We start from the raw sequence: 26,221 nt of genomic DNA, 5'->3' as shown, positions 1-26,221 counted from the left end.
GTTGTCGAACTTCGACTTCGTCACGGCGTCGTTCACGTTGATCGCCGGGAAGAGCAGGGTGCCGTCGCGGTGCATCTCGTACAGACGGTGCACACCGGTGGTGGTCTCCTCGGTGACACCGCGGATCTCCGAGGAGAGCTCGGTCCACTTCTTCGGCGACTCGGCGAGGGTGCGGTTGAGCAGCTCCAGGATGGCGCGGTGCTCGTCGCTCTCGGCGGTGTCGACGGAGGGGGCCTTGCCGGCCTTCTCGTACTCGACGCCCTTGTGGACGAGGAGGGTGGCGTCACCGCCGTCGTCCAGGATCATGTTCGGGCCGCCGGTGGGCGAGTTCGGCCAGGTCAGGGCCTGCTCGGTGCACCACCAGTACTCCTCCAGCGTCTCGCCCTTCCAGGCGAAGACCGGGACGCCCTGGGGGTCGTCCGGGGTGCCGTTCGGGCCGACGGCGATGGCCGCGGCGGCGTGGTCCTGGGTGGAGAAGATGTTGCAGGACGCCCATCGGACCTCGGCGCCGAGGGCGACCAGGGTCTCGATGAGGACGGCGGTCTGCACGGTCATGTGCAGCGAGCCGGTGACGCGGGCGCCGGCCAGCGGCTGGGCGGCGGCGTACTCCTTGCGGATCGCCATCAGACCGGGCATCTCGTGCTCGGCGAGGGTGATCTCCTTGCGGCCGAAGGCGGCCAGGGACAGGTCGGCGACCTTGAAGTCCTGACCGGTGGCTGCTGTCGTCATGTCGGGCTGCTCCCCGGAGGTCGGAGGGTGGTTGCGGTCGGCAGTCTGCGGCGCGGGCAGGCGGGGTGTACGGGCGGGTGTACGCGATGCGGTACGCCCGGCCCCGGACATTCCTGTGATCGGTTACCCGATCGTCCGGACATGACCGTCGCCGGGGCGGACTGTCGCTCGGACGGGTCCGCCACCGGGACATACCTGTCCCCTGGCCGCAGCACGCAGTCCGTCGGAGGCCCTCTCTCCCTCGGCCGGTCCGCGGTACGGGCCGCCCGACCGCCATCAGCAGCGACGTCTGGCACTGGGCACGAATCTACACCGATCGGCCCAGTGAACCCCAGCCCCTCCCGGGCGGTGCGGCGCGTCACACACGCGCGCCGCGGGCGGCTTCGGCGCGGCCTTCTCGGGTGAGGAGCGCGTGAGGGGCGGCGCAGTCACGGCAGGGAGAAAGTGACCCCGAGTGGTGGTGACGCGTGGGGGGCTGTGTGGGTGGGTTGGAGGGGTGGGGTTCTTGTTGCAGGATGCGGGGTGCGCGGGAACACTTGCACGCTCTTGCGCGGCACATCGTGAGGAGAGAGACGTGACCAGCAGTTCAGCGGTGCCCCCCGAGGGCGCCGGGCCCCCGGGCCCGGAGAGCACAGGCCCCCGGGGCGCAGCGTCCGAAGGGGTCGCGAGCACCGAAACGGGCACCGGGAAGAGCGGGCAGGAGCAGCGGCTGCGGCTGCTCGCGGTGACCGCCTGCCCGACGGGTATCGCCCATACGTACATGGCCGCCGAGAAGCTGGCGCAGGCCGCCGAGGCGCTCGGGCACGACATGAAGGTGGAGACGCAAGGGTCCATCGGGGCCGAGAACGTACTGTCTGACAACGATGTCAGGAACGCGGACGGGATCATCATCGCGGCGGACAAGGACGTCGACCGCGCCCGGTTCGCCGGTAAGCGCGTCATCGTGGTCGGGGTCGCCGAGGGCATCCACCACCCCGAGCAGCTGATCGAGCGGGTGCGGAGCGCGCCCGTGTACGGCGCGGGCGCGGACGCGGGTGCCGGGAGCGGCGGCGCGGCCGGTACGGACCCGGCATCCGCCGGGGCGGCCGGCGGCGGCAAGGAGCGCAGCGTCGCGTACAAGGCGCTGATGAACGGCGTCAGCTACATGATCCCGTTCGTCGTGGTGGGCGGGCTGCTCATCGCCGTCTCGCTGGCGCTGGGCGGGCATCCGCAGGCCGACGGCGGGCTCGTGATCCCCGACGGCTCGTTCTGGAAGCACGTCAACGACATCGGGACGATCGGCTTCACGCTGATGGTGCCGATCCTGTCCGGGTACATCGCGTACGCGATCGGGGACCGGCCCGCGCTGGTACCGGGCATGATCGGCGGCTGGATCGCCAATACGGGCGCGCTGTACGACTCCAAGTCGGGTGCGGGCTTCATCGGGGCGATCGTCACCGGCTTCCTGGCCGGGTATCTGGTCCAGTGGATCAAGAAGGTCCGGGTACCGAAGTTCGTCCAGCCGATCATGCCGATCATCGTGATCCCGATCGTGGCCACGACGGCGCTGGGCCTCTTCTTCATCTACGTCATCGGGCAGCCGATCTCGTGGGTCTTCGAGCATCTGACGAGCTGGCTGGGCGGGCTCACGGGGTCCAGTGCGGCGCTGCTCGGTGTCATCCTCGGGTTGATGATCGCGTTCGACATGGGCGGGCCGGTCAACAAGACGGCGTTCCTGTTCGGCGCGGGGCTGGTCTCCAAGAATCCCGAGATCATGGGCATGTGCGCGGCCGCGATTCCGGTGCCGCCGCTCGGGCAGGGCCTGGCGACGCTGCTGCGCCGCCGGCTCTACAACGACCAGGAGCGGGAGACCGGGCTCGCGGCGCTGTTCATGGGGTGCTTCGGCATCACGGAGGGCGCGATCCCGTTCGCGGCGGCCCGGCCCGCGCGGATCATTCCGTCGAACATGGCCGGTGGCGCGGTGGCCGGCGCGATCGCCGGCCTGGCCGGGGTGACGGACAATGTGCCGCACGGCGGGCCGATCGTCGCCGTACTGGGCGCGGTGGGCGGCGTCGCGATGTTCTTCGTGGCGATCGCGGCGGGAACGGCCGTCACCGCGCTGTGCACGGTGACGCTGATGTCGATGGCGGAGCGGCGTAACGGTACGGAAGACCGTACGGAGGCGGTCGGCGCGACCACGAACGATGCCGGTACCGCTACCGAGGCGGAGACCGGCACGGAGACCAGTACGGAAAGCGGTACGACCCAGGAAGTCCTCTCCGGCTACCTCACCCCCTCGACCATCAAGGTCCAGCTCGACGCCACCGAGAAGGAGGCGGCCATCCGGGAGATGGCCGAGCTGGCGGCCGGGACCGGGCGGGTCGCGGACGTGGCGGAGCTGGTGCGGGTGGCGCTGGCGCGGGAGGCGCAGGGCACGACCGGGCTCGGCGAGGAGATCGCGATTCCGCACGCCAAGACGGACGCGGTCACCGCGCCGGTCGTCGGGTTCGCGCGGTCCGCCGAGGGCATCGACTGGGAGTCGCTGGACGGCACGCTCGCGAAGCTGGTCTTCATGATCTCCGTACCGGAGGCCGCCGCAGGCGACGAGCACCTGCGCATCCTCGCCCTGCTCTCCCGGAAGCTGATGGACGCGGACTTCCGGGCGCGGCTGCAGGCGGCGCCGGACAGCGACGCGATCATGGCCGTACTCGCCGAGATCCAGTAACGGGATCCGGTAAGCGAACGGCAGCAAGAGAGCGGGCCCCGCACTCGGATCACCGAGTGCGGGGCCCGCTTCACAAGAGCGTCAGGCGCCCGGTACCGGGCTGCCCGAGGCCGCGGCCTCCGCGCTGTAGATGTCCGGCTCCAGGTAGATCACCCGGGCGATCGGTACGGCGGCGCGGATGCGGTCCTCCGCGGCGTTGATCGCTTCGGCGACCTCCGTGGCCGTGTCGTCGTGCTGGACCGCGATCTTCGCGGCGACCAGCAGCTCCTCCGGGCCGAGGTGGAGGGTGCGCATGTGGATGACGCGGGTGACGGTGTCGCCGTCGACGATGGCCGCGCGGATCTTGGCGACCTGGTCGGCGCCGGCCGCCTCGCCCAGGAGGAGCGACTTGGTCTCGGCGGCCAGTACCAGGGCGATCAGTACGAGCAGGGCGCCGATGCACATCGTGCCGATGCCGTCCCAGATCGCGTCACCCGTGATGAGGGTGAGGCAGACGCCGAACAGCGCGAGGATCAGGCCGACGAGCGCGCCGAGGTCCTCCAGGAGGACGACCGGCAGCTCGGGGGCCTTGGCGCGGCGGACGAACTGGGGCCAGGACTGCTCGCCGCGCAGCGAGTTCGACTCCTTGATGGCCGTGCTGAAGGAGAAGCTCTCGGCGACGATCGCGAAGACCAGGACGCCCACCGGCCAGTACCAGTGCTCCAGCTCGTGCGGGTGCTGGATCTTCTCGTAGCCCTCGTACAGCGCGAAGACGCCGCCGATCGTGAACAGCACGATGGAGACGAGGAAGCCGTAGATGTACCGCTCGCGGCCGTAGCCGAAGGGGTGTTCGGCCGTCGCCTCGCGCTTGGCCTTCTTGCCGCCCAGGAGCAGCAGTCCCTGATTGCCCGAGTCGGCGATCGAGTGCACGCCCTCGGCCAGCATGGAGGACGAACCGCTGAAGGCGAACGCCACGAACTTCGCTACGGCGATGGCCAGATTGGCGCCCAGCGCCGCGACGATGGCCTTGGTGCCACCTGATGCACTCATGAGTGCCGCATGTCCCTTCCGTCGACCGGGCTTTACTGCCCCTTTAACCACTTGGGAAGGTCATTGTTGCAGCCCGCCCCAGGGGCCTGCATCAGGCCACCACTGTCGCGCGGAAGAGCGTGCCCTCGCCCTCGACGGTGATTTCCTCCCCGGCCGGGACGAACGCGGACTCACCGGGCGCGAGCGCCAGTTCCCGCCCCGCGGACGCCGCGCCGGGCGCGTCCCGCAGGACGACCGAGCCCGCCGTGCACAGCACGACCTGCGGCGTCCGCGCGTCCAGGGGCACCGCCGCCGAGCCGGGGGCCAGGACGTAGCGCGAGAGCCGGAACTCGTCGATGGGCGTCTCGTAGACCTCCTCGCCCGAGGGGCCGGCCTCCGGGCGCAGCACGCCCGCGTCGCCCGCTTCGAAGCGGACGATGCGCAGCAGTTCGGGGACGTCCACGTGCTTCGGGGTGAGGCCGCAGCGCAGCACGTTGTCGGAGTTGGCCATCAGCTCGACGCCGAGGCCGTTGAGGTAGGCGTGCGGGATGCCGGCACCGAGGAAGAGGGCCTCGCCGGGCTGCAGCGTCACGTAGTTGAGCAGCATCGCGGCGATCACGCCGGGGTCGCCCGGGTAGTGGTGGGCGATCGAGGCGTACGCGGCGTAGGACTCGGCGTGCGGGCCGCCGGCCTTGCCCAGGCGTTCGGCGTGGGCCGCCGCCTCGCCGACGGTCTCGGCCATGGCGTGCCGGTCGGCGGTGAGGACGGCGGTGAGGACCTCGCGGAGCGCGTCCTCCTCGGGCCCGGCGCGCAGGATGTCGACGTACGGCTTGAGGCTGTCGACGCCGAGTCCGTCGAGCAGCTCGGCGGCCTCCTCGGGGTGCCGGAAGCCGCACAGGCCGTCGAACGGGGTGAGCGCGCAGATCAGCTCGGGCTTGTGGTTCGCGTCCTTGTAGTTGCGGTGGCCGGCGCTCAGCGGCACGCCGCGCCGCTCCTCGTCGGCGAAGCCCTCCTTGGCCTGCGCGAGGTCGGGGTGGACCTGGAGGGAGAGCGGGGAGCCGGCCGCGAGCAGCTTCAGCAGGAAGGGCAGCCGGGGACCGAAGGCGCGTACCGAGTCGGCGCCGAGCTCGTGCTCGGGGTCCTCGTCGATGATCTCGGCCAGGGACTGGGGGCCGAGGCCCCGGTCGACGCGGGACGGCGCGCCGGGGTGGGCGCCCATCCACATCTCCGCCTGCGGCTCACCGGTCGGCTCGACGCCGAGGAGGTAAGGGATCGCGGTCGTGGAACCCCAGGCGTAGGGGCGCACGGTGTTGGTGAGGCGGTCCATGGCGGGCGGGCTCCTGTAGTGATCAGTAGGGGTTTGGAGTGGCGACGGCGGAGCGGCGCCGCGGCGGTCCGCAGGGGCGCCGCGCACCGCCCCGCCTCATGATCCCTCGGCTCCGGCCAGCGCCAGGTAAACGGCGGCGAAATCCGTGGTGGCCAGGAGCTGTGCGGCGTTCTCCAGGGGGCTGCCGTCGCTCTCCGCTTCCAGCTCGCTGACCGGGGTGTCCCGCTCCAGGGCCAGGTCACGGGCGGCGGGCGCGGCGGACAGCGGGCCCGGCGCGCCCTCGCGGAGCAGCAGCGCGCGGGCGTGCAGCGCCCCGGGCTGCTCGACCCGGTCGCGGAAGAAATCGTCCGGATCGGCACCGGCCGCGAGGGCGCCGGCGAGCAGCATGCCGTGCGCGGTGAGCGCTTCGGGGAGCTCGGCGGCGAGCGCGGGGCGGCCCGCGAGGCCGGTCAGTACGGCGGCGAAGTGCCGGCCGACGGCCCCGGCGACCGGGCCCTCGGTCCAGACCAGCGGGAGGCTGTCGGCGAGCTCGGCGGCGAGGGTCTTGGCCGGATTGCTGTACGTGGCGATGGCCGGGCCGCAGTGCTCGGCGACCTGGTCGAGCCGGTCGGCGAGCCGGGACAGCGCGTCGGCCGGGGCGTCGAGCAGGCCGATCCGGTCGGCGAGCGCGAGCAGCGGGGTGAGCAGCGACCAGAGGGTGCCGGGCGCGGCGGGCGGCGCGCCCTCGACGTCGAACTCGCCGTCGTACGGGGTGGTGGCGAGCGGTACGGCCAGGCCGTGGGCCTGCGTGATGGCGTCGGCGAGCGGGCTGCCGGCCGGGGTGACGCCCACGATGGAGCAGCCCCGGCGGTAGGCGTTCTCGATCAGCTCCGCCAGGCCCGCGTCGGCGCCGTCGGGGCCCGCGACGAGCAGCAGGTCCAGCGAGCCCGTCCAGCCCGGCAGGGACCAGCGCAGCGCGCCCGGGACGGGGGCCACGCCGGTGGGCCGGATCAGCGACACCGGGCAGCTGCCGCCGCCGAGGGCGCCGAAGAGGTCGGCGACGCAGGGAGCGGCGGGGCCGGGGCCCGCGACCAGGACCGTGCGGGGGCGGCCGTCGGGCGTGAGGTCCGGTATGCCCGCCTCGGCGGCGTTCCGCGCGGCGGTGCGCACGCGGGCGCCGGACTCGGCCACGGCGCGCAGCAGGCCGTACCGGTCCGCCTCGGCCAGGGCCTCGGGGGCGTCGAGGAGTGACTCGTCGAGCATGGTGTGCTGCCTTCCGGTCGCCGGACTTGGCTGGGCGGAGCGGCGGGGCCGGCCTGGGGCGCGGGCGCTAGGCCGGTCGGCGGGCCTCGTCCACGAGGAGGACGGGGATGCCGTCGCGTACGGGGTAGGCGAGGCCGCAGTCGCTGCCGGTGCACACCAGCTCGGCGGGGTCGTCCGAGGACTTGTCCGCCAGGGGGGCATGGCACGCCGGGCAGGCGAGGATCTCAAGGAGGCTGGCTTCGACCGGCATGGAGGCGACCCCTTCAGGGTGATGATGTGTTTCCCCTCGTCAGCGTACCGCCGGGCGGCGGCGAGGGATGCTTTTGGGCGGCCGGCGGCGATCTGTGGCCGCCGCCGGCCGCCCTTCGGCGCAGTGCGTGCGCGGCTATCCGCGGACGATGGCCAGAACCTCGTCCCGTACCCGCTCGAGCGTGGTCGCGTCCCGCGCCTCGACGTTCAGGCGCAGCAGCGGCTCGGTGTTGGAGGGGCGGAGGTTGAACCACCAGTCGGCCGTGGTGATCGTGAGGCCGTCCAGCTCGTCCAGCTCCACGCCCTCGCGGCCCTCGTAGGCCGCCTTGATCGCGGCGAGCCGGCCGGCCTGGTCGTCGACGGTGCTGTTGATCTCGCCGGAGGCCGCGTACCGGTCGTACTGGGCGACCAGGCCCGACAGCGGACCCTGCTGGCCGCCGAGGGCCGCCAGGACGTGCATGGCGGCGAGCATGCCGGTGTCGGCGTTCCAGAAGTCGCGGAAGTAGTAATGCGCGGAGTGCTCGCCGCCGAAGATCGCGCCGGTCCTGGCCATCTCGGCCTTGATGAACGAGTGGCCCACCCGGGTGCGGACCGGCTTGCCGCCGCTCTCCTTGACCACCTCGGGGACCGACCAGGAGGTGATGCAGTTGTGGATCACCGTGGAGCCGGGCTCCTTGGCCAGTTCACGGGAGGCGACCAGCGCGGTGATCGCGGACGGGGAGACCGGGTCGCCGTTCTCGTCCACGACGAAGCAGCGGTCGGCGTCGCCGTCGAAGGCCAGGCCGATGTCCGCGCCGGTCTCCCGGACGCGGGCCTGGAGGTCGACGATGTTCTTCGCATCCAGCGGGTTGGCCTCGTGGTTGGGGAACGTGCCGTCCAGCTCGAAGTACATCGGGTCCAGCTCGATCGGCAGGCCCTCGAAGACCGTGGGGACGGTGTGGCCGCCCATGCCGTTGCCCGCGTCCACCACGACCTTCAGGGGGCGGATGCCGGAGAGATCGACCAGGGAACGCAGATGCGCCGCGTAGTCGCCCAGTACATCGCGCTGGGTGACGGAGCCGGTCTCGGCGACGGGCTCGGGAGCGCCCTTCTCCAGCCACTCCTCGGCCAGCGCCCGGATCTCGGCGAGGCCGGTGTCCTGGCCGATCGGCGCCGCGCCCGCCTTGCACATCTTGATGCCGTTGTACTGGGCCGGATTGTGCGAGGCGGTGAACATCGCGCCCGGCAGGCCGAGCGCACCGCTCGCGTAGTACAGCTCGTCGGTCGAGCACAGCCCGATCTCGGTGACATCGGCGCCGCGCGCGGCAGCGCCACGGGCGAACGCACGCACCAGACCCGGCGAGGACGGCCGCATGTCGTGCCCGATGACGATCGCTTCCGCCTCGGTGACCTGGGCGAACGCCGCACCGAACAGCTCGGCCAAGGTCTCGTCCCACTGGTCGGGGACCACGCCGCGCACGTCGTACGCCTTCACGATCTGCGACAGATCAGCCACAGCCACCCTCCTGAGGTTCTCTTCGGGAACCCCAAGCTACCGGGAAGATCTGTGGACCCGCCGTGAACCATCGGTGAACGACGGCCCGTAGGGCGGCTTCCGGCCCGAAACCGACGGTCGAAAGCCGGTCGCCGGGCCCCTGAGCGGTCCCGGACGCGGGCTCTCAGGGCAGCATCCAGCCCAGTACCGCCGTGCTCTGTCCCAGCACGATCAGGCACATCACGAGGAGGAGCAGCAGGCTCCAGGGGAGGACCTTGCGGAGCAGGTCGCCCTCGCGGCCCGCGAGGCCGACGGCGGCGCAGGCGATGGTGAGGTTCTGCGGGGAGATCATCTTTCCGAGGACGCCGCCGGAACTGTTGGCCGCGGCGAGGAGTTCGGGCGACAGGCCGGACTGCTGGGCCGCGGTGACCTGCAGGGCGCCGAACAGGGCGTTGGCGGAGGTGTCGGAGCCGGAGACGGCGACGCCGAACCAGCCCAGTACGGGCGAGAGGAAGGCGAGGCCCGCGCCGGCCGCGGCGACGAAGTGGCCGATGGTGGCGGCCTGTCCCGAGAGGTTCATGACGTAGGCCAGGGCGAGGACGGACGTCACGGTCAGGATGGCGAAGCGCAGTTCGTGGACCGTGGCCAGCCACTCCTTGGCGGCGGCGCGCGCCCGTACGCCCAGGACGGCCGCGGTGATCGCCCCCGCGAGGAGGACGAGCGTGCCGCCGGTGGCGACCAGCGGGAGCGTCAGGACATTGCCGCCGACCGGCTTGCCGTCGGCTCCCGCGACGTCCAGCAGCGGCCAGTCGAAGGACTGCGTGGCGGCCGCGGCCCAGTCCTTGAACGGCGGTATCTGCGCGAGCGAGAAGATCACGATGATCAGGCCGTACGGGGCGTACGCGCGGACCGTCTCGCGGCGGCTGTCGCGCACGTCGAGGTCCTCGCTGCGGGCGCCGGTCAGGACGGCGGCGCGTACGTCGGCGGAGGCGGGCCGGCGCGCGGCGGGCACCGCGACCAGCGCGGCGGCGCCGATCAGCGCCGCGCCGATGTCGGCGAGCTGCGCCGAGACGTAGTTGGCGGCGGCGAACTGGGTGGCGGCGAAGGCGATGCCGCAGGCGAGCGCGGGCAGCCAGGTCTCGCGCAGGCCGCGGCGGCCGTCCACGAGGGCGACGAGGAGGAGCGGGACGATGAGGGCGAGGAGCGGAGTCTGTCGTCCCACCACGGACGCGACGGAGTCCAGCGGGAGGCCGGTGACCTGGGCGAGGGTCACGACGGGGGTGCCCATGGCGCCGAACGCGACGGGGGCGGTGTTGGCGACGAGCGCGACGACCGCCGCCTTGACGGGGTCGAAGCCGAGGGCGACCAGCATGACGGCGCTGATGGCGACCGGCGCACCGAAGCCCGCGAGGGCTTCCAGGAGCGCGCCGAAGCAGAAGGCGATGACGAGCGCCTGGATACGGGGGTCGTCGGAGAGCCGGGAGAAGGAGCGGCGGAGGACGTCGAAGTGCTGGGTGCGGACCGTCATCCGGTACACCCAGAGGGCGTTGACGACGATCCACATGATGGGGAAGAGCCCGAAGACGGCACCCTGCACCGCGCTGGACAGCGCCTGCGTCACGGGCATGCCGGAGCCGAACCAGGCGGTGAGCAGGGCGACGGCGAGGCCGATGAGGCCCGCGTGGTGAGCGCGCATCCGTACGGCGCCGAGCAGGACCAGGACGGTGATCAGCGGCAGGGCCGCGACGAGGGCGGACAGGGCGAGCGAATCGGCGATCGGCTGCAACTGCTGGACGAACACTCCGGACATGCGGGCCTCCCCGGCGGCGTGGCGACTCCCCCTTCCTTCCGGCATGCGGAAGGCGATCTCGCAGGAGTGGAGGAATGGTCGTGTCCGCGCCAAGCCGGAGTCAATGGGCCGTCATGAACTCACTGAACGGTCCGTCATGAACTGACCGCCGATCAGGGGTGATCACGCGTCAGAAAGGAATGCTCCTCGGAAAAGGCCGAAAACCGCCGGTCGTTGAGCCGTTACGGCTCCAACGCGGGCGCCCAGGAGACCGGAACGCAGGCTCTCAGGAGTCCGGGGAGCGGAGCACACGGAGGTGACCGCGGCGGGCCACCTCCATGGGGTCGGCCTCACGGGGGCCTGCCGCCTCGGGACCGCCGACCGTACGTTCCTGCGGACGCGCCGCTTCCCGCACCGCGTTGGCGAGTGCTTCGAGGTCGTCACCGCTCGGCTGGACCGCGCCGGGATCGGCGGCCAGCCGGACGACCTCCCAGCCGCGCGGCGCGGTCAGGCGCTCGGAGTGCTCGGCACACAGGTCGTAACAGTGGGGTTCCGCGTAGGTGGCGAGCGGGCCGAGCACAGCGGTCGAATCCGCATAGACGTACGTCAGCGTTGCGACGGCGGGACGGCCGCACGCAGTGCGCGAACAGCGACGTACAGGGCTCACGACGTTGGACGGTACCGCACTCTTGAGCGGGCCGCGACGACTCTCCACGACCTCACCCGGCCGTGTCGTCCCGGTTCGCCCGACCTGTCTGACCTGCGCACGCTCGGCCTGACCTGCGTCGAGAACCCGTTGCCGCCCGAGTGGGGGCGATGATTCCCCTCCCCACTCCAGTCAATTCGTGTCATTTCGCGGGCGTTACGCGAGCGTTCGGCGGTCACATCGGCTCGGATGAACGAACGGAACAGAACTCGGACCGATCAGTGAGCGACATGAGGCGGACGGGGCAAGAGTTCGGCCGTCCCCGGCCCGCGGCGGCTACGCTCGTGATTGATGGACAGCCCCGTACCTCCCCCGGCCGGTGCCGGGGGCAACCCCAGCCCGACGGAGCCGCGTCCGCGCCGCCGCGACCGCCACGGCCGCGGGATGCGCGGCCCGATCGCGCCGCCCCAGGTGCCGCTCTCGGTGAGCCGTGCCGACGCCTTCGTGGACCTCGTGCACGACTCCGTGGAGCGTCTGGAGCGGCGCTGGCCGCAGCTGTCGGAGGTGGAGTTCTCGGTGCGCGAGGTGCCCCGGCTGGGGCCCGGCGGGGACGAGGGGTTCGCGGCGGACGAGGACACGGTGCCGCTGGGCAGGGTGCTGCCCTCGGAAGCGGGCCGCCGGGACCGGATCGTGGTCTACCGGCGCCCGGTGGAGATCCGTACGAAGAACCGTGAGGAGCGGGCGCTCCTCGTGCACGAGGTCGTCGTCGAACAGGTCGCGGAGCTGCTGGGGCTGGCCCCGGAGTCGGTCGACCCCCGGTACGGGCAGGACTGAAACGGGCCTCTCAGGAGTCATCTCCCGAGAGGCCCGGGCCGGTTCGGCCGGTCAGTCGTTCAGTACTGACATGTTCCAGCCCGCCGTCGGCACCTCGACCGTGCCACGGTCGTCCGGCAGGGGCTGGACGGTGAAGCTCTGGACGCCGCCGTGCGGCAGCGCGAGCGTGCGCGCCGCATAGACCGGCCCGCCGCCCTTCTCCGGCTCCACAGTGAGCGCGTAGGTGCCCTTGAGGCCCTTCGGACGCGGCGGCTCGACGGCGAGCGTGCTGCCGCCCTTGACCGTGTACGTCTTGGAGACCGGGCTGCCGCCCTGGCTGCCCGCCGACGCGGTGACCTTCACCCGCACGTCCTTGCCCTTCTGCGGGGCGACGAGCGAGAGCGTGCTGCCCTTGGCGCGGTTGTCGGCCGCGGTGGCACGGTCGCCGACCGGCTTCGTCGCGGGGATGAACGCCATCTCCTGGTCCGCGCCCTTGCCGCGGGTGACCCGCAGCGCGGCGGCGACCGGCGCCTTGGAGCCCTCGGCCGGCGTGAGGAGCAGCGAGCCCGCCTCCCCCTTGGTGAGGTCCTTCAGGTCGACCGCGGTGGTCATCCCGCTCTTCAGGTGCAGCGTCTCCAGCCCGGCCGGCACGATCGAGCCGGTGGGCGTGGCGAGCTGCACCTTCAGGTCGGCGTCGGCGGAACCGGGGGCGAGGGCCACCAGCCGTACCGAGGTGGCGTCGGCCGGGATGCCCGGGAGCACCAGGCCGGAGGCGCCGGAGGCCGGGTCGGCGGCGGCCGGCAGCCAGTCGCCGCCGGCCTTCTCGTCGGCGGCCTGCACGGCCGCGCCGACGCGCCCCTCACGGGCGATGACGTGCAGCGCCACATTGGTGGCGCGGGTGTCGGAGAGCGTGGACAGCAGTACCGGGACGCTGGAGTGCGGCGGCACCTGGATGTCCTCGCCGGACGCCGCCTTCAGGGGGCCGTCCTTGCCGTACAGCTTCAGGTCGACGACGGCGGCGGAGGAGTCGGGGTTGGTGAGGTGGACGTAGTCCTGGCGGTCCGGCGAGGTGCTGGCGCCGGGGAACCAGAAGTCGGTGTCCGGCGCGGTGCAGGAGGTGCCGAGCAGGCCGCGGCCGATGCCCGCGCTGACGTCGGTGGTCTGCTGGACGCTCCAGCCGGGCGCGAGGCCGCCGTCGGCGGCGCCGATGAGGGCGGGCGCGTCGGAACTGTCGGTGGTCGCGGTGACCGGCGTGCCGGGAGCCTTCAGGGGCGCGACGGGCTTCTCGTCCGCCGCCTTCTTCTTGTCCTTCTTGCCGGCGTCGTCCGCCAGGCCGTCCGCCGCGGGCTCAAGGCTCGCGCTGCCCTTGCCGGCCCCCTGCCCCTTGGGCGTGAAGGCGGTGTACGTCGTCTCGCCGACCTCGGAGGAGGTCGGGGCCGGGCACATCAGGGCGGAGCGCTGTACGGGCAGCCTGGTGGCCTTCGAGGCGGCGGGGTCCGCGCCGTCCCCGGGCGCCGCGACGGCGGCGACACCGGTGACGGCGGCGAGCGCGGCGACCGCGCCGATCAGGGACATGGTGGTGCGGTTCACTGCTGGTCGCTCCCGTCGCGGCGGGGCTCGCGGTACGAGCCGTCGTGCGTGGTGCCGTCGTACGGCGTGCCGTCCCCGTAGGGCTGCTGCTGCCCGTAGCCGTACGGGTCGTAGGCGCCGGCTCCGTATGCCTGCTGGGCATACGGGTCGGGCTGGTACGGCTGCCCGTACTGCGCACCCTGGTACGGATCGGCCGGCTGACCGCCCTGGCCGCCCTGCCAGTCCTGGTACGGCGGCTGCTGCGGCATCTCGGGCACCGCCTGCTGCGGTGCGCCCTGAGCGGCCGCGTAGGGGTCGGCGGGGTACGGATCGGCGGCGTACGGGGCACCGTGCGCGGCATACGGGTCGGCGGCGTACGGGTCGGCCTGGGCGGCGGCGTACGGATCCGCCACCGGGTCCGCACCGTCCCGGGCGCCGGGTACCGCCGCCTCCATGACGGGCTTCTGCGCTGCCGCCGCCTCCTGCGCGGCGCGCAGCCTACGGGCGCGGCGGCCCTCGCCCTCGACGGGCTGCGCGGGCACCGCCGCGAGGCCCTCCTCGGGCAGGTCGTCGTCGACGTCCCGGCGGCGGCCCGGCAGGGCCATGACCACCAGTACGACGGCGAGCAGGCCCTGTGCGGTCATCCAGAGGGTGTGGGTGAGCGGGCTCTCGTGGGTGAGGTCCAGGCGGCCCCCCGTGGCGGGCAGCTCGAAGCCCTGCGCCCAGCCGTCCACCGTGACCGGCTTCAGCGGCTTGCCGTCCAGCGTGGCCTGCCAGCCCTCGTCGGCGGCGTCCGCGAGGCGCAGCACCCGCCCCTCGGGCCCGGCGGGCACCTTCGTGTGGGCGTCGACCGGGTCGGCGGCGACCGCGACCGGCGCGGCGGCCGTACCGGCCTGCGGGGCGCCGCTCTTCGCACCGCTGACGATGGAGACCCGGGAGACCCGGCGGTCCACCTGCCACAGGGCGCTGCCGTCCTCCTGGCTCATCCGGGTCAGGCCCGGCGTGGCGTCCAGGGTGCGGCCCATCTCGCGCGGGGCACCGTCCTTGACCAGGACGTAGCGCACGGCGTAGCCGCCGAGCTGGTCGGTCTGGTCGGCGCCGGAGCCCGCGACCAGGTTGGCGACGATGTCGTTCAGACGGCTGTCCTCGCCGGCCTCGGCGGCAATGTCGGCGTCACCGAGGCGCGCGCCGGCGCCGCGCACCAGGGAGTACGCGACGTGCCCCGCATCGCCGTCCAGGACGAGGGTGCGGGGGCGGTCGGCGCTGCGGGAATCCTCGGCGACGAACGCCGGGACCTGCTCGGGGTTGCGGCGCTCCACGGGGCCCGCGGCGCCGCCGAGCATCCAGGCGACCGCCGCCCACACCGGAGCCAGCGCGGCGGCCAGCGCGATCAGCACAGCCACCGGCTGCTTCCAGCCGAAGCCGAGGGCCATCATGCGGGTACGGATGCCCTCGGCGCCGACCGCGGCGGCGCACAGCAGCGCCAGCCCGTAGACCAGTGCGGGCGGTCCGGCCCAGCCGGAGCCGTTGGCCAGGCCCGCGAAGAGCAGCCCGACCAGGCCGACGGCCCAGGCGGTACGGATAGTGCGCTGCCGCTGGTCGCGCAGCAGCGCGCCCAGGGCGGCGAGCACGACGCCGAGCAGCAGAACGCTGCCGTACGCCTTGGGGCCGCCGGGACTGAACCCGAGCAGGTCCAGCCAGGACGCGGCACCCGGCTTGTTGGCGAGCCCGGCCTCCAGGAAGAAGCGGGACGGCTCGGTCAGCAGCGACAGCGACCAGGGCGCGAGCACGACCATCGGGGAGACGACGACGGCGAGGAAGCGCAGCGCGTACGCCACGATCCTGTCGCGGTTGCCGTCCAGGAAGCGCAGGACCAGCAGGCCGATGCCGAGGAGCACGGCGATCGGCCAGACGATCGGGGTGAAGGCCGTGGTGAAGGTCAGCAGCAGCGCGTACGCCCAGGCGGCGCGGAAGCTGGGCCGCACGCCCGGCGCGAGCCGCAGCCCGCTCGCGGCGATCGCGGCGCGGGCCATCAGGGGCAGCAGGATGGCGAGGACGGCGGTGCCGATGCGGCCGCCGGCCAGCGCGCCGGTGGCGGCGGGCAGGAAGGCGTACGCCACGGCGGCCCAGGCCCGCAGCAGGCGCGAGGTGACCAGCGGCCGGGAGGCGAAGTACGCGGTCAGGCCGGCCAGCGGTACGGAGCAGACCAGCAGCAGGGTGACGGCGAAGCCGGTGCTGCCGAAGAAGACGCTCGCCACGAGGGCGACGACCGCGAGGTAGGGCGGCGCCGAGGCGGTGGAGCCGACGCCGACGTCGTGCCAGCTGTGGAAGTACCGCGCCCACAGGTCGGAGACCTCGCCGGGCGCGGGCAGCAGGGCGCCGCCGGTCAGCGCGCCGCCGCCGAGCAGGCCGCGGCAGGCGATCAGGGAAACGAGGAGCAGGACGACGAAGAGGACGGGCGCGGGCCGGCGGGCGATCCGCTTCAGCCGCGCGAACTGCTCGACCTCCAGGAAGTCCGCGTCGTCGCCGCCGGGCCCGGACTCCACGGCGCCGTGCCGGCCGCCGGCGGAGGCGTCGGGCGCGGCACGCCCGGCGAAGTTGCTGGCGACCTGTTCGGCGGTGGCCCGTACGGTCGCGCCCGGCGGCGGGAAGAGCGGGCGCAGCTCGCTCGCCTCCACCGCCGGCTTCCCGCGTCTGCGCCGCGCCGCCATGATCTTGCCGGGCCGCAGCAGGGTGCCGAAGAGCCCGGCGAGTTCGTCCAGCGCCTGGCCCGGCACCTTGCCGACGAGGTAGGCGAGGACGCGCAGGAAGGTGCCGAGGACGAGGCGGAGCAGGACGTACGGCAGTATCGCGCCGCGGGTGTTGGCCAGCAGGGTGTAGACGGCACCGGCCTTGTCGACGCGGTGCGGGCCCGCCACGGAGCGGCCGACGCAGTCGATCGGCCGCCGCTCGCGCGAGGCGGCCTCGGCGTGCCGCAGCACCGCGTCCGGCGCGATGAGCACCTGGTGTCCGGCGGCCTGGGCGCGCCAGCACAGGTCCACGTCGTCGCGCATCAGCGGCAGCCGGCGGTCGAAGCCGCCGAGCTGTTCGTAGACGTCGCGGCGGATGAGCATGCCGGCGGTGGAGACGGAGAGGACCGAGCGCACCTGGTCGTGCTGGCCCTGGTCCTGTTCGCGGCGGTCCAGGCCGGTCCAACGGCGGCCGGACCGGGCGATGCTGACGCCGGCTTCGAGGAGCTGCCTGCGGTCGTACCAGCTGCGCAGCTTGGGGCCGACGATCACGGTGGAGGGGCTGGCGTCGGCGACGCGCAGCAGTTCGGCGAGCGCGTCGGGGGCCGGCGCGCAGTCGTCGTGCAGCAGCCAGAGCCACTGCACGGGCTCGCCGTGCGGCAGGTCCGGCATGTCGTACGCCTCGTCGCGCCAGGTCCTGGTGACCGGGTCCCAGCCGCTGGGGCGCTTGAGGTACGGCAGGTCGTCGGGGGTGAGCACCGGCGCGGCGCGGACCGCCTCGTCGACGGCGGTGCCGAAGCCGGAGCGGCGGGCGAGGTGCAGCACCCGCTCGTCCCCGAGGGCTTCGGTCAGCAGCCGGGCGGAGTCGTCCGCGCTGCCGGTGTCGGCGCCGATGACGTTCTGCACCGGGCGCTCCTGGCCGAGCAGGCCGTCGAGCGCGTCGGGCAGCCAGCGCGCGCCGTCGTGCGAGACGATCACGGCGGTGACGACATGCCGCGGGAACTGTGGCGCGGCGGCTTCGTATGAGGCGGCCTGGGCCGCCGACTGGCTGTGCACGGACATCGAGGTACGGGCCCTCCGGACCCGGGGCTGCCGTCTCCCGCGGCGGACGGGCCGCTGCGGGGTGTGGCCCCCGGAAGACACTGCGATGGACTGCGATGGACTGCGCTGGACGCGCGCTCACCATGCGGGTGTTGGTGCGTCTCGGACGGAGCCCCACACTAATGGTTCTCGCGGGCGCGCCCGCCGGGTCCGTACGCGGTGCCCTCCTGGCTGCGGAAACAGCACTCCGCCCCCGGCATGGATGCCGGGGGCGGAGTGGGTGCTCGCCGTCTTCCTCGGTGGCGGTGCCGGTCCGTCGACCGGCGTACGTGCGCTGTGCCGACCGGGGCCGGGCGTCTGCCGCCCGGGCCGTCGCGGTCGGGCTTCAGACCGCGGCCTTCTTCAGCCGGCGCCGCTCGCGCTCGGACAGACCGCCCCAGATACCGAAGCGTTCGTCATTGGCAAGAGCATATTCAAGACATTCGGAACGGACCTCACAGGCGAGGCAGACCTTCTTCGCCTCGCGGGTGGAGCCGCCCTTTTCCGGGAAGAAGGACTCGGGATCGGTCTGTGCGCACAGCGCGCGCTCCTGCCAGCCGAGCTCCTCGTCCGCCTCCTCGACCAGCAATTCTTCGAACAGCTCGGTCATGTGCGCCCCTCGTCTGTCATTGCGTCCCCGTGATGTTGCCGTTACCGATGACGGCTGAACGACACGAGTGAAATTACAAGTGTGCCGATCCGGGCCAGTCAAGCCGAGATCTGCTATTGGGCCCCTTATTCACTCTGCGGAACCAAGGGTATGCGGTAAGTGTTCAAATCGGCAAAAACCAGGACAAACATTCGCCTCACTCACCCCGCTCCCCCCTTCCGCCTCTGAAGGACTCAACGGACAGCGATCACGTTGCACTCCAGCACCAGAAGCGGGCTTGATCACATTCAGATCACGGAACCGCAACGGCGTTTGGCGGCGCAACTGATGGGCCACCTCTCCCGGCCATCGGGTGCACAAACCTTTCGTCGGTCGCAGTTAACCGGATGAGGTGAAACATTTACCACATACCAGACATCCGGTTGACACGGCCGCCAAGTACCCGCTCTCCTTGACTTCATGCCAGTGACGCCCGCGCCCCGCCTGACCCGTTCCTACGGGTCCCGCTGCGCTGCCCAGGCTCGCTGTCGCTGTTGCAGCTGTTGACGCTTACGAGCTCCAGCTTTCTTCTCCCGCACCACTGCTGAGTGCCGCCGGGCGCCGTACGACGCGCCGCGCCGCACCCCTTTCTCTGCGCAGCCCGCTCTCCTTTCGAGCTCTTCTTCTTCCGAGGAACCAGAAGTCCATGAACAGCGACAGTGACCTCCAGATCGCCGGCGACATCTTCGAGGTCAGCCATCTCCTCCAGCCCGCACGCGAGCACCCCGCGACCGTGGCCGAATTCGCCGGGCTCGCCCGTTCGATCGCCGCCGACCGCGCCCAGTGGGCGCATCTGATCGAGTACGACGCCACCACGCGCTGGTACCACCGTCTGCGCACCGGGCCGGGCTACGAGGTCTGGCTGCTGAGCTGGCTGCCCGGCCAGGGCAGCGGCCGCCACGACCACGGCCCGTCCTCCGGTGTACTGACCGTCCTGGACGGCGAGTTGACCGAACACAGCCCGAGCGGCAGCCGCGGCCTGACGCCCGGCGCGCAGCGGGTCTTCGCGCCCGGCTACGTCCACGAGGTCACCAACGACACGCTCACGCCCGCCGTCAGCCTGCACATCTACTTCCCGGGCCTGACGGACATGCCGATGCACGCTTCCCAGTGCTCGCCCAGTGCCCAGAAAGCCGTCGCCTCCTGACATCCTGGGGCCATGCGCATTGTGGTTCTCGCCGGCGGCATCGGCGGCGCCCGCTTTCTGCGGGGACTGAAGACAGCGGCTCCGGACGCGGACATCACGGTCATCGGCAACACCGGTGACGACATCCATCTGTTCGGGCTGAAGGTCTGCCCCGACCTGGACACCGTGATGTACACGCTCGGCGGCGGCATCAACGAGGAACAGGGCTGGGGGCGTACGGACGAGACCTTCCGTGTGAAGGAGGAGCTGGCCGCCTACGGGGTCGGACCCGAGTGGTTCGGGCTCGGCGACCGGGACTTCGCCACGCACATCGTCCGGACGCAGATGATGGGCGCCGGTTACCCGCTCAGCGCGGTGACCGAAGCGCTCTGCGACCGCTGGCAGCCCGGCGTCCGGCTGCTCCCGATGACCGACGACCGGGTCGAGACCCACGTCGCCATCGAGGAGGACGGCGAGAAGAAGGCCGTGCACTTCCAGGAGTACTGGGTCCGGCTGCGCGCCTCCGTACCGGCGCACGCCGTCGTCCCGGTCGGCGCCGAGCAGGCCAAGCCCGCGCCCGGCGTGCTGGAGGCCATCGGCGCCGCCGACGTGATCCTCTTCCCGCCGTCCAACCCGGTCGTCAGCGTCGGCACGATCCTGGCGATCCCCGGCATCCGCGAGGCGATCGCGGAGGCCGGCGCGCCGGTCGTCGGCCTCTCCCCCATCGTCGGCGACGCGCCCGTGCGCGGCATGGCCGACAAGGTGCTGGCCGCGGTCGGCGTGGAGTCCACGGCCTCGGCGGTCGCCGCCCACTACGGGATGGGGCTGCTGGACGGCTGGCTGGTGGACACCGTCGACGCGGAGAAGGCCGCCGAGGTGGAGGCCGCCGGCATCCGCTGCCGCGCGGTGCCGCTGATGATGACCGACCTGGAGGCGACGGCGGCGATGGCCCGCGAGGCGCTGACGCTGGCCGAAGAGGTACGGGCGTGACCGCCGGACCGCAGGACGCGTCCGCGACCTCGCGCGCCCCGTACGACGCACCCGCCGAGGAGGCACCCTCGTACCGCGTCTGGGCACTGCCCGGCATCCCCGAGGTGCGCCCGGGCGACGACCTCGCCAAGCTGATCGCCGCCGCGGCCACCGGGTCCGGGATGCCGGGCCTGGCCGACGGCGACGTGCTGCTGGTCACCTCGAAGATCGTCAGCAAGGCCGAGGACCGCATCGTGGAGGCGGCGGGCCGCGAGGCCGCCATCGACCGGGAGGCCGTACGGGTCGTGGCGCGGCGCGGCGCGCTGCGCATCGTCGAGAACCGCAACGGCCTGGTCATGGCCGCCGCCGGGGTCGACGCCTCGAACACGCCGCAGGGCACGGTGCTCCTGCTGCCCGAGGACCCCGACGCCTCGGCCCGGGCCATCCGGGCCGGGCTGCGCGAGACGCTCGGCGTGGACGTCGGCGTGATCGTCACGGACACCTTCGGGCGGCCCTGGCGCAGCGGCCTGACCGATGTCGCCATCGGCGCGGCCGGCGTGCGGGTCCTGGAGGACCTGCGCGGCAGCACCGACAGCCACGGCAATCCGCTCGGCGTCACGGTCGTCGCCACGGCCGATGAGCTGGCCAGCGCGGGCGACCTGGTCAAGGGCAAGGCGGGCGGGCTGCCGGTCGCGGTGGTCCGCGGGCTGCCGCATGCCCTGACGGGCCCTCAGGAAGGTACGGAGGGCGCGGACGACATCGGCGCGCGGGCGCTCGTGCGCTCCCCCGCCGATGACATGTTCCGGCTCGGCACCTCCGAGGCCGTACGGGAAGCGGTGACGCTGCGGCGGACGGTCCGGGAGTTCACGGACGACCCGGTGGACGGGGGCGCCGTACGGCGCGCGGTCGCGGCGGCCGTGACCGCGCCCGCGCCGCACCACACCACTCCGTGGCGGTTCGTCCTGCTGGAGTCCGAGGAGTCCCGGACCCGGCTGCTGGACGCGATGCGGGACGCGTGGCTCGCGGACCTGCGCGGTGACGGGAAGTCCGAGGAGTCGGTCGCGAAGCGGGTGCGGCGCGGGGACGTGCTGCGGAAGGCGCCGTATCTGGCGGTGCCGTGTCTGGTCATGGAGGGCGCGCACACGTACGACGGGCCGGACGCGGCGGCGGACGCGCGGCGGAACGCCGCCGAGCGGGAGATGTTCGTGGTCGCGGCGGGGGCCGGGGTGCAGAACTTTCTCGTGGCGCTGGCCGGGGAGCGGCTGGGGTCGGCCTGGGTGTCCTCGACGATGTTCTGTCGGGATGTGGTGCGCGAGGCGCTTGGCCTGCCGGGTGACTGGGATCCGATGGGGGCTGTGGCCATCGGGCGGCCGGCGGGTGTGCCCAAGCCGCGGGCTCCGCGGGAGCCGGAAGGGTTCGTCGTGGTGCGGTAGGCGCGGGCGGGGGCTACAGGCGGGCGATGTCTCGGACCGAGTAGCGGGGGGCTCGGCGGGGTGGGACTCGGCCCGCGAGGAGGAGGTAGCGGGTTGCGCGGTGGCGTTGGCCCTCGTAGGGGGCCAGTAGCTCCAGCATCTCTTCGTCCGTGCCGCCGCGGCGCCCCGTCAGCGCGTAGACGGCGATGCGTGGCAGGTGCAGGTCGCCGAGGGTGACGGCGTCCGGCGCGCCGTTGGAGCGCTGCAGGACCTCCGCCGCGGTCCACGGGCCGATGCCCTGGACGAGCTGGAGGCGGTGCAGCGCGTCCGGGAGGTCCATGGCCGCCGCCTCCTCCAGGCGGCGGGCGACCCGGGCGGCGCGCACGATCGTGTCGGAGCGCTTGGAATCGACGCCCGCGCGGTGCCACTCCCAGGACGGGATCATGGCCCAGCCGCGCGCGTCCGGCAGAACGCGCAGCCGCTCGTGCGGGCCGGGCGCGGGCTCGCCGAACCGCTGCAGGAGCAGCCGCCAGGCGCGGTACGCCTCGTCGCTGGTGACCTTCTGCTCCAGGATCGAGGGGATGAGCGACTCGAGGACGAGGCCGGTGCGGGCGAGCCGCAGACCCGGGTTGCGGCGGTGTGCTTCGTGGACGATGCGGTGCCGGGCCGTGAAGGCCGACGGGTCGTCCAACTCCCCGAGGAGAGACGGGAGTTGGTCCAGCATCCAGTCCGCGCCCGGACCCCACGCCGCGGCCTCGACGCACGCTTCGGCGGCGCGTGCCGCGATCCGGAGCGTCACCGGCCCGTCGGGCGTGCGGGTGGCCCGCCAGACGGTGCCGGCCTCCACCCGGTACGCGGGATCGCCCGGTCCGCGGCCCAGCACACCGAGGGTGCGCAGGAGGTCGTACGGGCCGGGCGGGGCCCAGGTGCGGGTGCGGGGCATCCGTTCAGCGTACGGGAGCCGGGCGGCACGTCGGCCGCCCGGCCGCGACCGTCACCGGGTGGCAGTCGTCACTGGTCCGACGAGAACCGCACCGCCGCGGCCGGCAGGTCCGCGCCGCACCACACGCGGATGCCGTCGCGCAGCTCGTTGTCCGCGCCGACGGTGGCCCCGTCGCCGATGACCGCGCCGTGCAGGACCGTACGGGCGCCGATGCGGGCCCCGGCCCCGATGAGCGAGTCGTGGATCTGGGCGCCGGGCTCGACGACCGCGTCCGCCAGGACGGTGCTGCCCGCGATGCGCGCGCCCGCGCCGACCCGGGCACCGGCGCCGACGACCGTGCCGCCGCTGAGCTTGGCGTCCGCGGCGACGTCGGCGCCGTCCAGTACGAGGTGTTCGCCGCGCCGGCCGGGGACGGCCGGGGAGGGCGCGTGGCCGAGTACCAGGTCGGCGGAGCCGCGGACGAACGCCTGCGGGGTGCCCAGGTCGAGCCAGTACGTGGAGTCGACCATGCCCTGGAGGTGGGCGCCGGACTCGAGCAGGCCCGGGAAGGTCTCGCGCTCGACGGAGACCGGGCGGCCCTGCGGGATGGCGTCGATCACGGAGCGGTTGAAGACGTAGGCGCCCGCGTTGATCTGGTCGGTGACGATCTCCTCGGGGGTCTGCGGCTTCTCCAGGAAGGCGGTGACCCGGCCGGTGCCGTCGGTGGGGACGAGGCCGTACGCGCGTGGGTCCTCGACCCGGGTGAGGTGCAGCGAGACATCGGCGGAGGTCTCGCGGTGGGTGCGCACCAGGGCCGCGATGTCCAGCCCGGTGAGGATGTCGCCGTTGAAGATCAGTACCGGGTCGTCGGGGCCCGAGTGCAGCCGGTGGGCGACGTTGCGGATGGCGCCGCCGGTGCCGAGCGGCTCCTCCTCGGTGACGTATTCGAGATGAAGCCCCCATTCCGCCCCATCACCGAAATACGGCTCGAAAACCTCGGCGAGGTAGGAAGTGGCGAGCACGATGTGCTCCACGCCCGCCGCGCGGGCCCTGGCGAGCTGGTGTGTCAGGAACGGCACGCCCGCGGCCGGGACCATGGGCTTGGGCGTGTGCACCGTCAGCGGACGCAGCCGGGTGCCCTTGCCGCCGACCAGAAGGATCGCTTCAGTCACCTTTTGTTCTCTGCTTCCTGGTGGGGTCGGCCGGACGGCGGACCAGTGTAGGCAGACGGTTTGCCCGCTTTGCCAGCGGGCTTACCCGCCAGTAGGCGGGATGTTCCGGCGCCGCCCGGCCTGGGCGCCCGTGCAGGTCACGGGCGCTGACCCCGGGCCCTCAGCGTCCCTGGAAGCGGGCGGAGGCGGTGCGCGCCGAGCCGAGTGTGCCGTACAGCGCGGCCCCTGGGCAGCTCGTCACATATCCGTCCCTGTGTCCGGAGATGACATTCAGCCGGACTTTGGTTCCCTTCTTGTAACGGTTGTTGCCTGCCGAGGTCAGGGTGGCTTTGCCGTTCGGGTCGCGGCCGTGCAGCCCCAGCTTCCAGGCGGTGAGCTTGCCGAGCGCGTCGAGCGCGGGGGCCGGTGGCTTGGCCTTGTCGAAGGTGCCGATGACGGCGATGCCGGTGGTGTCGTTGTTGAAGCCGAGGGTGTGGGCGCCGATGACGGGTCTGGCGACGCCGCCGGCCCGCCCCTCGAAGATCGCGCCGCACTTGTCGATCAGGAAGTTGTACCCGAGGTCCCGCCAGTGGTTGCTCTTGACGTGGTACCGGTAGATGCCGCGGACGATGGCCCCGGACTGGTTGCAGCTGTAGCCGTTGCCGGTGGCGCTGTGGTGCACGAAGGCCGCCTTGACGGTCTTGGTGTACCCGAACTTCGGCTCCCGGAGCTGCTCGTTGGCGCCCCAGCCGATCCGGGTGATGATCTGTGGCCGCGGCCCGATCTGCGGTTGCGCCAGGGGAGCCTGGCCGCGCTGCTCCTCGCCGGCCGCCGCCAGGTCGGCCTGCAGGGCGTTCGCGGGCGCCGCCGGGATGGCGGCGGCACCCGGCTGCGCGAGTCCGGCGTTGGCCTCCGCGCTGTCCGCCGCCTCCTGTCCCTCGGCGGCGTTCGGCGCGGGATCGCGCGGCTTGGCGGGGCGGCCGGGGTCGACCAGCTCCAGGCGCATCCCGTCGGGCAGTTCGGTCACGGCCTGCCGGCCCTGCTCCGGGGCGATCCGCATCTGTACGGCGTCGGAGTCGCCCACCCACAGCGGGGCCGTGCCGCCGCGCGGCTTGTCGCCGCGGCGTTCGGGGGCGTCCAGGTCGGGTGCGTCGTCGTAGTGGGTCTGCACGTCCTGCCAGGCACCCCACCGGTGGCTGCCGGTGGCGCGGGTGCGGACCTGCGGCTGGCCGTGCAGCTCGGCCTCGGCGTCGCTCCAGACGACGCCGACGAGCGAGAAGGGCCGTACGACCTTGACGGGCATCCCCAGGGGCGCGGCCTTGCCGGCCCGGCCCGAGTGCCCGCCGGGCAGTACCCGGTCGCGGTCGCCGAGCCGGACGAGCGGCAGGGACTGGGTGCTGCCGGGAACGTCCGCCGCGGCGGCCCCGGGAGCGGCGGCTGCGGGGGCCGGGGCGGGGTTCGCTCCGGCCGGCAGCGCGAGCGGTACGACGAGGGCCGCGAAGGTCGCGGCGCCGAGCGAAGTGGCAACAAAGGCACGCATGACTGCGATGCTGTACGTAGTAGGGCAAATCCGCCATTTGGCATCTGACGCCTCATCGGCGCGGCGGGAGCTCCGGGCAGGCCGTACGGCGGCAGGCGGCCCGCGTAGGCTTCCGGGGATGAACGCCACCGACCGAACCCCCGCCGACCTGCTGGGATCCGCGCTGTCCTCGGACCCCGCGCGGCCGCTCGTGACCTTCTACGACGACGCCACCGGCGAGCGCGTCGAACTGTCCGTCGCCACCTTCGCCAATTGGGTGGCCAAGACCGCCAACTACCTCCAGGACGAGCTGTCCGCCGAGCCGGGCGACCGGCTCGCGCTGCTGCTGCCGGCGCACTGGCAGACCGCCGTCTGGCTGGTGGCCTGCTCGTCCGTCGGAGTGATCGCCGACGTCGGCGGCGACCCGGCGGCGGCGGACATCGCCGTCAGCGGCCCGGACACCCTGGAGGCGGCGCGCGCCTGCTCCGGGGAGCGGGTGGCGCTCGCGCTGCGCCCGCTGGGCGGCCGCTTCCCCGAGCCGCCGGCCGGCTTCGCCGACTACGCCGCGGAGGTGCCGGGCCAGGGCGACCGCTTCGCGCCGTACGTGCCGGTCGATCCGCACGCGCCCGCGCTCGCCGTGGACGGCCGCGAGTTCACCGGCGCGGAGATCGGCGCGGCGGCCGTGGAGCTGGCGCAGCTGCCCGAGCGGCAGCGCGTGCTCTCCACCCTGCCGTACGGGACGTGGGACGGGCTGGCGTACGGGCTGTACGCACCACTGGCGACCGGCGGCTCGGTCGTCCTGTGCCGCAACGCCGACCGGCTCGACGAGGACGGGCTGGCCAGGCGCAAGGAGGCCGAGCAGGTCACGCTCCTGGCGCCCGCCGCGGCCTGAGTCCGCTGCCAGGCAGTTCGCGTCCGTCGCCCGACCGGCCCAGCCGGCGCCCTCTGCAGGGGCCGATCCGTGCCGTGCGGTCGATGATCGTGGGGAGGTACAACCCTGCGCGGGACTCGGCCGTCTGCCTGAGTACCGGGGCCCGGGCACGTCACCCGGACCGCGGCACCGAGTGAGACGGCCGCATCCCGTGCGGCCGACGCGCGAGGGGTGGACGCAGCC

The 26,221-nt window shown here is 73.0% G+C and carries 20 protein-coding genes; 6 read left to right on the top strand and 14 right to left on the bottom strand.

What is annotated here, in order from left to right; all coding sequences use genetic code 11:
• A partial coding sequence (locus tag IF04_RS0132245) for an adenosylhomocysteinase (RefSeq protein ID WP_030266050.1) occupies positions 1-729 on the bottom strand: 729 nt, incomplete at its 3' end.
• A gap of 760 nt (positions 730-1,489) precedes the next feature.
• On the opposite strand from IF04_RS0132245, the gene IF04_RS0132240 reads away from it, so the two are divergent.
• Positions 1,490-3,433: a fructose-specific PTS transporter subunit EIIC gene (locus IF04_RS0132240; RefSeq protein ID WP_425428482.1), complete on the top strand. Its 1,944-nt coding sequence runs from the start codon at positions 1,490-1,492 to the stop codon at positions 3,431-3,433.
• Positions 3,434-3,514: 81 nt separating this feature from the next.
• Here IF04_RS0132240 and IF04_RS0132235 read toward each other — a convergent pair whose 3' ends face one another.
• The 7 genes from IF04_RS0132235 to IF04_RS0132205 form a co-directional block, all read right to left on the bottom strand.
• The gene (locus IF04_RS0132235; protein ID WP_030266045.1) at positions 3,515-4,462 is read right to left on the bottom strand and encodes a cation diffusion facilitator family transporter; all 948 of its coding nucleotides are present in this window, start codon (positions 4,460-4,462) and stop codon (positions 3,515-3,517) included.
• Between the two features lie 91 nt (positions 4,463-4,553).
• Positions 4,554-5,768: a mannose-6-phosphate isomerase, class I gene (gene manA / locus IF04_RS0132230; protein ID WP_030266043.1), complete on the bottom strand. Its 1,215-nt coding sequence runs from the start codon at positions 5,766-5,768 to the stop codon at positions 4,554-4,556.
• A 96-nt stretch (positions 5,769-5,864) separates the two neighbouring features.
• Positions 5,865-7,010, bottom strand: coding sequence for an SIS domain-containing protein (locus IF04_RS0132225; RefSeq protein ID WP_030266040.1), 1,146 nt, complete (start codon positions 7,008-7,010; stop codon positions 5,865-5,867).
• Between the two features lie 67 nt (positions 7,011-7,077).
• On the bottom strand, positions 7,078-7,260 hold the full coding sequence (locus IF04_RS0132220) for a Trm112 family protein (RefSeq protein ID WP_030266038.1): 183 nt from the start codon (positions 7,258-7,260) through the stop codon (positions 7,078-7,080).
• A 135-nt stretch (positions 7,261-7,395) separates the two neighbouring features.
• The gene (locus IF04_RS0132215) at positions 7,396-8,754 is read right to left on the bottom strand and encodes a phosphomannomutase/phosphoglucomutase (RefSeq protein WP_030266036.1); all 1,359 of its coding nucleotides are present in this window, start codon (positions 8,752-8,754) and stop codon (positions 7,396-7,398) included.
• A gap of 163 nt (positions 8,755-8,917) precedes the next feature.
• Positions 8,918-10,534 carry an L-lactate permease gene (locus IF04_RS0132210; RefSeq protein ID WP_030266033.1) on the bottom strand — a complete coding sequence of 539 codons (1,617 nt, stop codon included), beginning with the start codon at positions 10,532-10,534 and terminating at the stop codon, positions 8,918-8,920.
• 274 nt (positions 10,535-10,808) lie between these two features.
• A complete protein-coding gene (locus IF04_RS0132205; protein WP_078601067.1) occupies positions 10,809-11,237 on the bottom strand; it encodes a DUF3499 domain-containing protein in 429 nt (142 codons plus the stop codon).
• 282 nt (positions 11,238-11,519) lie between these two features.
• Here IF04_RS0132205 and IF04_RS0132200 point away from each other — a divergent pair, with 282 nt between their 5' ends.
• Entirely contained in the window at positions 11,520-12,002 is a 483-nt protein-coding gene (locus tag IF04_RS0132200) for a metallopeptidase family protein (protein WP_030266028.1), read from the top strand.
• 51 nt (positions 12,003-12,053) lie between these two features.
• On the opposite strand, the gene IF04_RS0132195 is transcribed toward IF04_RS0132200, so the two are convergent.
• The 3 genes from IF04_RS0132195 to IF04_RS0132185 all read right to left on the bottom strand — a co-directional run bounded on the left by IF04_RS0132195 (position 12,054) and on the right by IF04_RS0132185 (position 17,969).
• Positions 12,054-13,571, bottom strand: a complete 1,518-nt coding sequence (locus tag IF04_RS0132195) for a DUF5719 family protein (protein ID WP_030266024.1) — start codon at positions 13,569-13,571, stop codon at positions 12,054-12,056.
• A complete protein-coding gene (locus IF04_RS0132190) occupies positions 13,568-17,341 on the bottom strand; it encodes a glycosyltransferase family 2 protein (protein WP_030266021.1) in 3,774 nt (1,257 codons plus the stop codon). The genes IF04_RS0132195 and IF04_RS0132190 overlap by 4 nt, the downstream gene beginning before the upstream one ends.
• A 364-nt stretch (positions 17,342-17,705) precedes the next feature.
• On the bottom strand, positions 17,706-17,969 hold the full coding sequence (locus IF04_RS0132185; protein WP_030266018.1) for a WhiB family transcriptional regulator: 264 nt from the start codon (positions 17,967-17,969) through the stop codon (positions 17,706-17,708).
• Positions 17,970-18,654: 685 nt separating this feature from the next.
• Between IF04_RS0132185 and IF04_RS0132180 the strand changes: the two genes are divergently transcribed.
• From IF04_RS0132180 to IF04_RS0132170, 3 genes are read left to right on the top strand one after another with little or no spacing between them, the layout of a single operon-like run.
• Positions 18,655-19,155, top strand: coding sequence for a cysteine dioxygenase (locus tag IF04_RS0132180; protein WP_030266016.1), 501 nt, complete (start codon positions 18,655-18,657; stop codon positions 19,153-19,155).
• Positions 19,156-19,167: 12 nt separating this feature from the next.
• Entirely contained in the window at positions 19,168-20,124 is a 957-nt protein-coding gene (cofD, locus tag IF04_RS0132175; RefSeq protein ID WP_030266013.1) for a 2-phospho-L-lactate transferase, read from the top strand.
• Entirely contained in the window at positions 20,121-21,536 is a 1,416-nt protein-coding gene (locus tag IF04_RS0132170) for a coenzyme F420-0:L-glutamate ligase (RefSeq protein WP_078601066.1), read from the top strand. Before cofD ends, IF04_RS0132170 begins: the two co-directional genes overlap by 4 nt.
• Positions 21,537-21,549: 13 nt before the next feature.
• Here IF04_RS0132170 and IF04_RS0132165 read toward each other — a convergent pair whose 3' ends face one another.
• The 3 genes from IF04_RS0132165 to IF04_RS0132155 all read right to left on the bottom strand — a co-directional run bounded on the left by IF04_RS0132165 (position 21,550) and on the right by IF04_RS0132155 (position 25,128).
• Positions 21,550-22,458, bottom strand: a complete 909-nt coding sequence (locus IF04_RS0132165) for a DNA-3-methyladenine glycosylase family protein (RefSeq protein ID WP_030266009.1) — start codon at positions 22,456-22,458, stop codon at positions 21,550-21,552.
• Between the two features lie 68 nt (positions 22,459-22,526).
• A complete protein-coding gene (manB, locus tag IF04_RS0132160) occupies positions 22,527-23,609 on the bottom strand; it encodes a mannose-1-phosphate guanylyltransferase (RefSeq protein ID WP_030266006.1) in 1,083 nt (360 codons plus the stop codon).
• A gap of 160 nt (positions 23,610-23,769) precedes the next feature.
• Complete coding sequence (locus IF04_RS0132155) at positions 23,770-25,128, bottom strand: peptidoglycan recognition protein family protein (RefSeq protein WP_030266003.1); 1,359 nt, start codon at positions 25,126-25,128, stop codon at positions 23,770-23,772.
• A gap of 118 nt (positions 25,129-25,246) precedes the next feature.
• On the opposite strand from IF04_RS0132155, the gene IF04_RS0132150 reads away from it, so the two are divergent.
• A complete protein-coding gene (locus IF04_RS0132150; protein WP_030266000.1) occupies positions 25,247-25,999 on the top strand; it encodes a TIGR03089 family protein in 753 nt (250 codons plus the stop codon).
• Positions 26,000-26,221 lie beyond the last annotated feature (222 nt).

Origin of the sequence: Streptomyces violens, assembly GCF_000717745.1 — a bacterium.
Taxonomy (GTDB): Bacteria; Actinomycetota; Actinomycetes; order Streptomycetales; family Streptomycetaceae; genus Streptomyces; species Streptomyces violens.
This window is presented reverse-complemented; position numbering and strand designations above follow the sequence as displayed.